This is a genomic window from Undibacterium sp. FW305-107 (assembly GCF_058788535.1).
Genome location: NZ_JBYTAV010000004.1, coordinates 566,666 through 578,051, shown reverse-complemented (window position 1 = coordinate 578,051; position 11,386 = coordinate 566,666). Strand labels below are relative to the sequence as shown.

General features: G+C 50.5%; 8 protein-coding genes and 1 pseudogene. 6 read left to right on the top strand and 3 right to left on the bottom strand.

Going from position 1 to position 11,386, the window contains the following annotated elements; genetic code table 11:
* Window positions 1–189 (bottom strand): annotated as a pseudogene (locus AC3WQT_RS12040) (peptidase M20); the annotation flags it as partial.
* Window positions 190–216: 27 nt separating this feature from the next.
* Complete coding sequence (locus AC3WQT_RS12035; protein ID WP_492704143.1) at window positions 217–1,449, bottom strand: urate hydroxylase PuuD; 1,233 nt, start codon at window positions 1,447–1,449, stop codon at window positions 217–219.
* A 418-nt stretch (window positions 1,450–1,867) separates the two neighbouring features.
* Here AC3WQT_RS12035 and AC3WQT_RS12030 point away from each other — a divergent pair, with 418 nt between their 5' ends.
* Window positions 1,868–2,806, top strand: a complete 939-nt coding sequence (locus tag AC3WQT_RS12030; protein ID WP_492704142.1) for a LysR family transcriptional regulator — start codon at window positions 1,868–1,870, stop codon at window positions 2,804–2,806.
* Between the two features lie 19 nt (window positions 2,807–2,825).
* Here the strand turns inward: AC3WQT_RS12030 and uraH are convergent, their stop codons facing one another.
* Window positions 2,826–3,179: a hydroxyisourate hydrolase gene (uraH, locus tag AC3WQT_RS12025; protein WP_492704141.1), complete on the bottom strand. Its 354-nt coding sequence runs from the start codon at window positions 3,177–3,179 to the stop codon at window positions 2,826–2,828.
* Window positions 3,180–3,391: 212 nt separating this feature from the next.
* On the opposite strand from uraH, the gene AC3WQT_RS12020 reads away from it, so the two are divergent.
* The 5 genes from AC3WQT_RS12020 to AC3WQT_RS12000 all read left to right on the top strand — a co-directional run bounded on the left by AC3WQT_RS12020 (window position 3,392) and on the right by AC3WQT_RS12000 (window position 11,339).
* Entirely contained in the window at window positions 3,392–5,149 is a 1,758-nt protein-coding gene (locus AC3WQT_RS12020) for an allantoate amidohydrolase (protein WP_492704140.1), read from the top strand.
* Window positions 5,150–5,666: 517 nt separating this feature from the next.
* The gene (locus tag AC3WQT_RS12015) at window positions 5,667–7,055 is read left to right on the top strand and encodes a nucleobase:cation symporter-2 family protein (protein ID WP_492704139.1); all 1,389 of its coding nucleotides are present in this window, start codon (window positions 5,667–5,669) and stop codon (window positions 7,053–7,055) included.
* Window positions 7,056–7,078: 23 nt separating this feature from the next.
* The gene (locus AC3WQT_RS12010) at window positions 7,079–8,437 is read left to right on the top strand and encodes an 8-oxoguanine deaminase (RefSeq protein ID WP_492704138.1); all 1,359 of its coding nucleotides are present in this window, start codon (window positions 7,079–7,081) and stop codon (window positions 8,435–8,437) included.
* Between the two features lie 118 nt (window positions 8,438–8,555).
* Entirely contained in the window at window positions 8,556–9,899 is a 1,344-nt protein-coding gene (locus AC3WQT_RS12005; protein WP_492704137.1) for a hypothetical protein, read from the top strand.
* Between the two features lie 78 nt (window positions 9,900–9,977).
* Window positions 9,978–11,339, top strand: a complete 1,362-nt coding sequence (locus AC3WQT_RS12000) for a hypothetical protein (protein WP_492704136.1) — start codon at window positions 9,978–9,980, stop codon at window positions 11,337–11,339.
* Window positions 11,340–11,386: the final 47 nt, after the last annotated feature.

The window sequence follows — 11,386 nt, the reverse complement described above, 5'->3', positions numbered from 1 at the left end:
GCTATCCGGCACTGCATGTTTTTCTGCTGTGATGCCCATGTCCTGCAGCAGATCAGCGGTGCGTTCTGCATGTGGGGTGTTATTGCCGGGAGGCGTATCGGTCGGTACGCGTACCAGTTCTTGCAAGAATTTGACCTGCTCGTCAAAGTGGCTGTCTATCCAGGCGTCGAGTTGTTCGTAGTTGTTCATGTCTTGTACTTTCTAAATTTTTTTGATTTACTTGGCACCAGCCTGGAACCAGGCACCGACGACTGCACGTTCTTCTTCCGTCATTTGCGTCATATTCCCTATAGGCATGGCCTTGAGTTGCACGGCCTGCATATTGACCTTGACCGCATTCTGCTTGATCTGTTCTGGCGTATCGAGTTTGATGCCGGCGGGTGCAGTGGCAAAACCAGGCTGCGTAGGAGCGGCAGCATGGCAGGATGCACAACGCTGCTGGATGATGCCCTGCACTTTAGTGAACTGGGCAGCGGCTGCTTCTGCCGCCGACAGGGCCGGGTCAGGTGCCGCCACCTTGGCTGGCGGCTTGGGAGCAATCGCAATCGCCACTGCCAGCAATAAAGTCACGCCCGCCGCAGGATAAGCCCAGTTGGTAATACCCTTGTGGCGCAGGTTGAAAAAGTGGCGTATCAAGACACCTGCCGCCATGATGGTCGCCAGCACCAGCCAGTTGTACTCATGGTTATAGGTCATTGCATAATGGTTGCTGATCATGATGAACAGCACCGGCAGGGTAAAGTAATTGTTGTGTACGCTGCGCTGCTTGGCTTTTTGGCCGTGGATGGGATCTGGCGATTTACCCTGCTGCATGGCTTCGACGAGTTTTCGCTGGCCGGGGATGATGAGCATCAGCACATTACCCACCATCATCGTGCCTATCATGGCACCGACGTGGATATAGGCAGCGCGGCCACTGAGGAATTTCGACAACACAAACGCCGCCGCCACAATGAATACAAACATGATGATGCCCAGCAAGCCTTCACGCTTGCCCAGCGGTGAGCGGCACAGCAAGTCATACACAGTCCAGCCCACCAGCAGCGTACCCAGGCCTATGCCTATGGCTTGCCAGCTCGTCAGGTCAGCCACTGACTTGTCTATCATCATGGCAGAGGCATTGAAGTAATAGACGATGAACAGCATCGCAAAGCCAGACAGCCAGGTGGCATAGGCTTCCCATTTGAACCAGTGCAATTCTTCTGGTAATTCTTTGGGGGCGATCAGGTATTTTTGCGGGTTATAAAAACCACCACCATGCACGGCCCACAATTCACCAGACACACCCTTGTTGGCCAGTTCAGAACCGGGCTTGGGTGGGCGGATATTATTGTCGAGCCAGACAAAGTAAAAGGATGCGCCTATCCAGGCTATCCCTGTGATCAGGTGCAGCCAGCGGACGATCAGGTTCAGCCACTCAGTGCCATACGCAAGTAAAAAAGCTTCCATGTTTTCTCTCATGTTAGAAGCTCGTCTGCCTCCGCGGGGCTCTTCAGACGAGAGGGATATACAAAATCCCAAATCGGTCGCGAACCGTGAAGCTCCGCTGCGACCAGTTTAATAAGCTCCAAAAACATCATTCTCGGGCGCATTGCTGCGTTTTGCGCCTTGTACTGCATCCCGATGTTCGTTTTTGAAGCTTATTTTAAAAACCAATTCAGTGCTAAAAAACCACAACCTGTATCTATCTGTCGCAAATGTCTCCTATTGTCGCAGTTAGACCAAGGGCAGGTAACGTTGATCCAGCATCAATAGCAAAAAACTTGGTGAAGTTTGGTAACGATAAACTTTTTCCCTACAAACTTCATTGAAAACGAAGTATATTAAAAATACAGATTTCGATATACGTTTGAAGACAGGCATCAGCATGGCACAACTACCCAATCATCTCGATCTGCATCTGATACGCATTTTGTATCTTTTGCTCAGTGAGAAAAACGTCTCCCGCGTGGCTTTGAAGCTTAACCAGCCCCAGCCTTCGATTTCTGCCTCGCTACGCAAACTGCGCGAACTGACTGGCGATCAATTGCTGGTACGCGGTGGCCGCGGCATGGTGCCTACTCCTCATGGCGAAACCCTGCTCAAGCCTGCCAAACGCATACTCGATGAAACCGAATTGTTGTTTGAACGCAAAGTCCCCTTTGTCGCCCAGCAAGAAAGCAAGACTTTTCATATTGCCGCACCTGATTCCCTGCATGTGCAATTCCTACCCAGCGTGGTAGAACGTTTGCGGCGTGAATCCCCCAAAAGCCGCATCGTCATCCATGGCCTGGGAGCAGAGGTTGATTATGTACGCCATCTGTCTGACGGCGATCTCGATCTGGTCATTGCCAACTGGGATGAGCCGCCACAACATCTGCATCTGTCCAAGCTGTTTGAAGACCCCATCGTCTGCGCCATGCGTGCCGACAGCCCTTATGCCAAGCGCACTGGTACTGACGAGATGACGCTGGAAGACTACCTGAGCCTGCCGCATGTCGCACCTTCGCAACTACTATCTGGCTACCATGGCGTCATCGATGCCCATCTGGAACGCCAGCACCTGCGCCGCAATGTCGTGGTGGAGTCCGCTTACTTTGGCCTCATGCCACATATGCTGGCGCAATCCGACATGGTGCTGACGACAGGCAAGCAATACCTGAGCTTTTATGAAAAAAGCCTGCAACTAAAGACTTTTTCCATCCCCATCAAGTTCCCGCCACTGCGCTTTTACCAGCTCTGGCATGAACGCGTACATCATTCGCCAGAACACAGATGGCTGCGTGAGCAGATTGCTCAGGCAGCCAAGTCACTGATGTCCAAATAATCCTGATCGATGCAGGGACTTAACTGCCCCTGTAAGTCGAGTAAGCCCAGGGAGATACTACCAGCGGCACATGGTAATTCTGGCTGGCATCAGCCACACCAAAAGCCAGGGTCACGCGGTCTATGAATTTGGGGCTGGGCAGGTCCACGCCCTGTTTGTCGAAATAATCACCTGCTGCAAACACCAGCTCATACAGACCGGGTTTCAGGCTGTCGCCCTCAAGCAGTGGCGCATTGCAGCGGCCATCATGGTTGGTGGTCTCGGTCTTGAGCAAGGTTTTCCCGCCTGCATTGACGGCATATAACTCCACCTGCACACCCACGCCGGGTTTGCCAACGGTGATATCCAGCACATGTGTACTGAGCTTTCCCATACTGATCTCCTATATTGATGACTTGAAATGCGCTATCAGCCAAATCTTATACTGCCAGCAGTCTATCAATATACTATCGAAGATATACAGATCATGAAGACAGCAGCACATCGCAGGCCAGAATTGGGCTTAAGCTTCATCATCATCATGCCGGGACAACACCGGTCACATTAAAGCATAGGCACAATAATAGGCACAACGCCTGACCAATTATGACGACAACTCTGGACCACCTGAACCACTGCAGCACGCAAGACTTTGTGCACATCCTGCACGGTATCTATGAACATTCACCCTGGATACCTGAGAGGGCAGCCGCCAGCCGCCCTTTTGCCAGCATCACAGCTCTCAAGCTGGCCTTGCAAACCGTGGTCAGTCAGGCGACAGAAGCAGACCAACTGGGCCTGATTTGTGCCCACCCCGAGCTGGCAGGCAAGGCCGCGATCGCAGGCGAGCTGACCCGTGAATCCACAGGTGAACAGGCCAAGGCAGGCCTGACCAATTGTAGTGCAGAAGAATTCGCGATACTGCATAAACTCAATGCCGACTATAACAGCAAGTTTGGTTTCCCCTTCATCCTCGCCGTCAAAGGGCCGGATGGCAAGGGTTTTACGCGGGCAGCCATCATCGCCACCTTCCAGCGCCGCTTTAAAAACCAGCGTGCAGATGAGCTGGCAGAATGCCTGCGTCAGATAGGCCGCATCGCCGAACTGCGCCTGAATGACTTGCTCGAACACACGCTGCAATTTGGCAACACCATCATGCAATGGTCAGAAACCCTGGCCGCCTGGAGCGATGATGAAGATGGCCTGACTTGCGCCTACATGACACCCTCGCACCAAAAAACCGCAGAGCAACTGGCGGCCTGGATGCGTGAAGCTGGCATGCATGTGCATATCGATGCGGTCGGCAATGTGGTAGGCCGTTACCTGTCTGATGCGACAGATGCCAAGACCCTGCTGACTGGCTCCCACTACGACACCGTCTGCAACGGTGGCAAATACGATGGCCGCGAAGGCATCTTGCTGCCCATCGCCATCGTCAAATACCTGAACGAGAGAAATGAAAAACTGCCTTTCAACTTTGAGATCATCGGCTTTTCTGAAGAAGAAGGCGTGCGTTTCAAAAGCACCTTCCTGGGTAGTAATGCCGTCATCGGCCAGTTTGACCTGGCCTTGCTGGACAAGACAGATGCTGACGGCATCAGCATGCGTGAGGCACTGACTGCCGCCGGGCATGATGTCAAACAAATCCCGGCCATCGCACGTGACCCTGCACAGATACTGGGCTATGTAGAAGTGCATATAGAACAGGGCCCGGTCTTGCTGGGCCGTGACCTTCCCGTGGGCATAGTTACTTCCATCGCAGGCAGTTGCCGTTATCAGGTACAACTCAAAGGTGTCGCCAGCCATGCTGGCACCACACCCATGAGCATGCGCAAGGACGCCGCAGCTGCTGCCGCAGAAATCATTTTGTATGTAGAGCAGCGTTGCGCGAATGGCACGTCCTTGGTTGGCACGGTAGGCCAGTTACAGGTACCGCATGGTTCAGTCAATGTGATCCCCGGCTCCTGCAATCTGTCACTGGATATCCGTGCCGCTGACGATGCCACCCGCGATGCTGCGGTGAATGACATCCTGACAAAGATAGAAGCTATCTGCCAGCAACGCAATATTGAAGTGAACATCGTCAAAGCCGTATCCGCCCCCGCAGCTCCTTGCGCCCCGTGGCTGATGCAGCAACTGGCAGCAGCCACGCAAAGAGCAGGTTTGCCAGCGTTTGAACTACCATCCGGCGCAGGCCATGATGCCATGGCAATAGCGAAGATGACCGATGTTGCCATGCTGTTCACCCGCTGCGGTAACGGCGGTATCAGCCACAACCCGCTGGAAACCATGAGCGCCGACGACGCAGAAGTCTCGGCCCAAATTTTGCTCGATTTTTTAAGGAATTTTAAGGGGAAATCTTAATACCGAAAAGCTCACCACAAAGGTCTAGTTTTTCAGTTCAACAAACCAGGATTTCTGGCGCCACTTTCAGTATTGCCTGCTTCAGCTTCGCAATGAAGACCTCATGCAGGGCAAAGACTGAGCTTGAGCCTGCTGCCATGTTTGCGCTTGATAGCGCTGCATGGTTTGAGGCGACGCAAGAATATGCTTTCACAGGCATTTTTTTACGACGCAGATCAATCCTGACGAGATGTCTTCTTCCAGTTCGTGGAGGTTGCACTTCGTCAGGTAGCAGTAAAAAGCGCAGTCGGACTATATGTTTCGGCTGTATTTGTAGCCGCTCTTTGTGACGACATCATCGTCATGAAGGTAAACCAGGAGTCTTGCACATGATGCATTCTTCTCACATCCCGATTACCAGTCGCTTCAATCTTTAGCATTTCAGTATGAGCATTTCCAGCCATCACTGAGAACAAGTTCCGTCAGAGAACCCAGCAGTGATGTGTCACAAACCAACCATCCAAGCAAGGAAGAGACGATGCAAACAGCGATACACCCGGTAGATGAAAAGCTACCAGCAGCAAAATTATTCACTCTGGGCATACAACACGTGCTGGTGATGTATGCCGGGGCGATAGCCGTGCCTCTCATCATCGGCGGCGCATTACATTTACCCAAAGACCAGATAGCCTTTCTCATCAATGCTGATTTATTCTGTTGCGGCCTGGTGACCCTGATACAGGCGCTGGGCATCTGGAAGTTTGGCATACGCATGCCTGTCATGATGGGCGTCACTTTTGCGGCAGTAGGCCCCATGGTGGCAATGGCTGGCAACCCCAGCCTGGGCATACTCAGCATTTATGGGGCAGTGATTGCCTCTGGTATTTTTGGTCTCATCATTACTCCCTTCATGAGCCGGGCGGTCAGGTTTTTTCCACCTGTTGTCACCGGCACCATCATCACAGTCATTGGCATTACCCTCATGCGCGTGGGTATCAACTGGGCAGCAGGTGGACAACCGATGATCTTTGATGCGGCAAGCAAATCCATGCAGCCCAATCCCAATTATGGTGCGCCTGAAAACCTGGCGATTGCCTTTTTTGTGCTGGTCTCCATCATGGTCATGACGCGCTATCTGCGCGGTTTCTTGGGCAATATCTCGGTCTTGCTGGGCATGGTGCTGGGCTTTGTCGTCTCGCTGGCGCTGGGCAAGGTCAGTTTTGATGGCCTGGGCGAGGCAGGCTGGTTTGCCTTCATCATGCCCTTCCAGTATGGCATGCCGACTTTTGACCTGGGTGCCATCATAGGCATGTGCCTGGTCATGATCGTCACGATGGTGGAATCGACAGGCATGTTCCTCGCCCTGTCTGAACTCACAGGCAAGCACATCAGCAATGAAGAATTGGCCAATGGCTTGCGGGCTGACAGCCTGGGCACTGTCATAGGTGGTGTCTTCAATACTTTTCCCTACACCTCGTTTTCACAAAACATAGGCCTGGTCGGTGTCACGGGTGTTCGCAGCCGCTATGTCTGCGCTGCTGCGGGCGTTATTCTGGTGGCGTTTGGCATGTTCCCCAAAATGGCGCATGTGGCGGCATCGATACCAGTGTATGTGCTCGGTGGGGCAGGCATAGTCATGTTTGGCATGGTGGCGGCCACCGGTATCAAGATACTCGGTAATGCCGGGCTCAATCACCAGCGCCACAACCTGTTCATCGTTGCTGTCAGCATAGGCGCGGGCATGATACCCCTGGTTGCGCCGCAGTTCTTCTCGCACTTGCCGCACTGGCTGGGCACAGTAGTCGATAGCGGCATCTTGCTGGCTACCATCGCGGCAGTGACGCTCAATCTGTTTTTCAACGGTCAGGGTGCTGAGTCTGAAGCCAAGGCGTTTGCCATGGCAGCGGCCCACAGCTCCGACCACTAATTTTCTCTGTTACTTTATTTGTTATGGCCAGCTTACTTATCAAAAATGCCCGCGTTGTCGTCACCATGGACGACACGCGCCGTGAAATCAGCAATGGTGCGGTATACATCATCGACAATGTTATCGCTGAGGTGGGCCTGAGTGCAGACTTGCCGCAAACTGCCGATGAAGTCATTGATGCGGCTGACCATGTTGTCATGCCCGGCCTCATCAATACCCATCACCATATGTACCAGAGCCTGACGCGTGTCATACCTGCGGCGCAAAATGGTGAGCTGTTCAACTGGCTGACCAATCTCTACCCTATCTGGGCCAACCTGACACCAGAAATGGTGCAGGTATCGACCCAGGCTGCGATGGCAGAGCTGATCCTGTCTGGCTGCACGACGAGTAGCGATCATCTCTACATCTACCCGAATGGCTGCCAGCTTGATCACAGCCTGCAAGCCGCGCAAGAGATAGGCATGCGTTTTCATGCGGCGCGTGGTTCCATGAGTGTGGGCCAGTCAAAAGGTGGCCTGCCACCAGACCGTGTGGTGGAAGACGAGGCCAGCATACTGCACGACACCCAGCGTCTGATAGAGACTTATCACGACAGTAGCCGCCATGCCATGCAACGCATCGTCGTGGCACCCTGCTCACCATTTTCTGTCTCACGCGATCTCATGCGTGAATCCGCAACACTGGCACGCAGCTTCGGCGTATCGCTGCATACCCACCTGGCAGAAAATGCCAATGACATCGCCTACAGCCGCGAGAAATTCAATATGACACCGGCAGAATATGCCGAGGATTGCGGCTGGGTAGGTCATGATGTCTGGCACGCCCATTGTGTACAACTCGATGATGATGGCATCTACATGTTCGCCCGCACAGGCACAGGCATTGCCCATTGCCCTTGCTCGAATATGCGTCTGGCGTCTGGTATCGCACCCATACGTAAAATGCTCGATGCCGGTGTCAGTGTCGGCCTGGGCGTCGATGGCTGTGCCTCGAATGATTCCGGTCATATGCTGGGCGAAGTCAGGCAAGCCATGCTCTTGCAACGCGTGGGTTTCGGCCCCGATGCCATGACAGCCAGACAGGCGCTGGAAGTCGCCACCCTGGGTGGGGCCAAGGTACTCAATCGCGACGACATAGGCGCACTCAAACCCGGCATGTCAGCTGACATCGTCATGTTCAACCTGAAGCAGATAGGCTACGCCGGTGCCTGGCATGATCCGGTAGCTGCACTGGTATTTTGCACGCCTTCAGATGTGGCATACAGCATCATCAATGGCCGTGTCGTGGTGCGTGATGGACAAATCACGTCGATAGATTTACCAATAGTGATGGAAAGACATAATCGTCTTGCCCATCAACTGGCTGAGGCAGCACGTTGAGCTGATTTTGCTCGTCCCAGGTGCTGACAGTGGTATAAAAGTACCGCTGTCAGCATCAATTTTAGTGAATCCAGAACTTGCTGGTATGCTATGAGTCATAGACCTTAATAACTCATGCATGAACAAACAGACTATTTCAAATTCGCTTGAAACCGAAGAACTGCAAAAACAGTTTTTTCACTCCCTTACCCTGGGTACAGGCAGGGCGATGTTGCTCTTGAAAGCGCATCCACAAATAGATTTCTCTTTGCAGATACTGGCTGCGACCATTAACAATCTAGCCTATGACAAACAATGTGAAGGCAGCAGAGCAGAATATCTATACAGCCTGATCAGGCGATCACGGCAAAAAGATGAGCTGATTCGCATCATCATCAAAAAGCTCAGCGCTAAAAAACGTAATGACTATGGCATGGATCAGTTAAGCGATCTCGTCCTGTATTTCCATCAGGATGGTATAGCCGGAGCAAAAGAGGCTTTGTTAAACAGATTTGAAAAGTCCTTCAGCAATGGTTATGAGCTTTATGCGCGAGATGTGCTGCTGGAAATCGAAGGCATGGCAGGCCTGATCATGGTTGCTGAAAAAGTGGGGCAACTTCCAGAGCAAGAAAGAGCAAATTACGAAGATCGCTGGCGTGTCGATGACTTTCAAAAAGAAAATAAATCTATCGATGTGTATGCGGAACTGGCTAAAGCCGCTGGGAAAAATGCAGCTATAAAAAACTATCTTGATTTGATCTTGTCGGTTGAGCCAAGAAAGAAATACAGGCGCAGTAAAATTGTGCCGTATACCCTTGCAGATATTGAAGACATCGTCGATGAAGATAGCCGGTTTCCACGATTCTGGCAATATCGTATTGAGGGTATGAACCCGGCAGATATAGAGCAAGTCGCGAGAAATATTCTGGCCGAAAAAGATGGCGACAGGAAAAATAGATATCTACGCTTCTTCGACAAAAAAAAATTTCCATTTGATTATGCTCCCTTGTTGGAACTGGCGAGCAAAAAGAATATTAAAAAAAGTCGCCGGATAATGAATGCTGTGAATGCACTCAGTTATTTCAAAGCTGAAGATATTCGTACACTGGCACTTAAAAAATTTTCCAGTGAAAAAACACCCTGGGATTACTTGAGATTACTGGTCAATAATTATCAAACTGGTGATGCGAAAATTTTACTGGAGATCATACAACGCTCAGACAATTTTCATCACATGCATGATCTGGTAGCTGGCCTGATTGATATTTATGATGCCAATCCAGACCCTGAATGCAAGGCACCGCTCGAAGCCATATATTACGGCATGAATTGTGCAATGCATAGATGGAGCGTGATAGATCTGCTAAATAGAAATGGCGTACTTTCTGACGAGATTGTGGAAGAACTTGCTTATGATACGGATGAAGACTTACGAAAATTATCCCGTAGCATAAAACGCTCTCGCTCCAAAGTTGAGGCTTAGCGATGTTTATCTGTGAGCAGTCTATGAGCCCAGCTTTGCCAGAAAATCTCATTAACGCAGAACATATTGTGACTATGCATGGTGCAAAATAACTATTTAAAATTATCTGAAACTGAGGATTTGCAAAAGCAATTTTTTCACGCCCTACACCTGGGTACAGGCAGGGCGATGCTGCTTATGAAAGCTAATCCGGATGTCGATTTTTCCAAAAAACTCATTGCGGCATCCATCAAAAATCTTGCGAATGATCCTCAGTCTGAAGGTAGCCGGGCCGATTACTTGTATCCATTGATCAGGCGGGCCAAAAATAGAGCCTTGATAGAGAAAGCGGTAATTCAAAAACTTAAAAATAAAAAATCTGGAATATTCGATCTGAATCAATTGTGTGACCTCGCAATGAACTTCTATCAGGATGGAAATCTTCATGCCAGAGAAATTTTTCTTGAGCGCTTCGACAAATCTTTCCATGCCGATTATGAGTTTTGTGGCGAAGAACAAATCTTGAAGATGGATGGATTGCAGGGCTTATTCAAGTTGGCTGAAAAAATAGGAAAACTTCCTGAAGAAGATAGATCCTGGTATGAATATCGTTGGTACATTGATGATCTCCAAAAAGAAAATCCGCATTTGAACGTATATGCAGAGCTTGAAAAAGCAGGGCAAGAGAATCCTGATATCAACAACTATTACAAACTGATTGCTGCCATTGAACCTGTAAAGCCTTCGCTCCGCAAAGTTGCTCTAGCTTATAAAGTAAAAGATGTGGAGGAGCTTATCAATCGTCCAAGCAAGCGCGTCGGGTTTAATCGCGACCGTACGCTGAGGATGCCACAGCAGGAGATAAGTGCCGTTGCCAGAAACTTCCTTGATGAAAAAGACAAACTCAGAAGATTCAGGTATCTGCGATTTTTTTATGCGACCAGATTTCCTTTTGATTATGCGCCTTTGCTAAAAATTGCGAGCGGTAAAAAAAATCATCAGACTATGGCAGTGAATAATGCCGTGCTGGCGCTTAGCCATTTTTCTGGCGATGACATACGTGCCCTGGCTTTGAAGAAACTGCAGGAAGAGAGAATCCCCTGTGAGTACCTGCATCTGCTCGTCAGTAACTATCAGGCCGGAGATGCTGAAATGCTGGCGGAAATAATAGGGCGAGCAAAAAATTTTGATGAAGTACATCTACTGGTACAAGGCATCGTTGCCATATTCAAAGCGAATCCCGGGGCTGATTGTAAGGCGCCGCTGGAAGCGATGTATTACAGCATGAATTGCGCAATACACAGACGGGACTTGATAGAACTGCTGAGCGATAATCAAGTGCTGTCCGATGAAATTCTGGAAGAACTGCCCTATGACTCGGATGAGGGTGTGCGAAAATTATGCCGAAAAATAAAACGCCAGCGCAGTGCTGTTGTGATGAATCAGGATAAGACGGTTTGATCCCGGTTTGCATGCATATCCAACATGCATGCAAACCCAGTTTAGTT

Excerpts from the sequence above, each read along its gene's own strand:
- AC3WQT_RS12035 (WP_492704143.1), bottom strand. The coding sequence starts at position 1,449 with ATGGAAGCTTTTTTACTTGCGTATGGCACTGAGTGGCTGAACCTGATC.
- AC3WQT_RS12030 (WP_492704142.1), top strand. The coding sequence starts at position 1,868 with ATGGCACAACTACCCAATCATCTCGATCTGCATCTGATACGCATTTTG.
- uraH (WP_492704141.1), bottom strand. The coding sequence starts at position 3,179 with ATGGGAAAGCTCAGTACACATGTGCTGGATATCACCGTTGGCAAACCC.
- AC3WQT_RS12020 (WP_492704140.1), top strand. The coding sequence starts at position 3,392 with ATGACGACAACTCTGGACCACCTGAACCACTGCAGCACGCAAGACTTT.
- AC3WQT_RS12015 (WP_492704139.1), top strand. The coding sequence starts at position 5,667 with ATGCAAACAGCGATACACCCGGTAGATGAAAAGCTACCAGCAGCAAAA.
- AC3WQT_RS12010 (WP_492704138.1), top strand. The coding sequence starts at position 7,079 with ATGGCCAGCTTACTTATCAAAAATGCCCGCGTTGTCGTCACCATGGAC.
- AC3WQT_RS12005 (WP_492704137.1), top strand. The coding sequence starts at position 8,556 with ATGAACAAACAGACTATTTCAAATTCGCTTGAAACCGAAGAACTGCAA.
- AC3WQT_RS12000 (WP_492704136.1), top strand. The coding sequence starts at position 9,978 with ATGGTGCAAAATAACTATTTAAAATTATCTGAAACTGAGGATTTGCAA.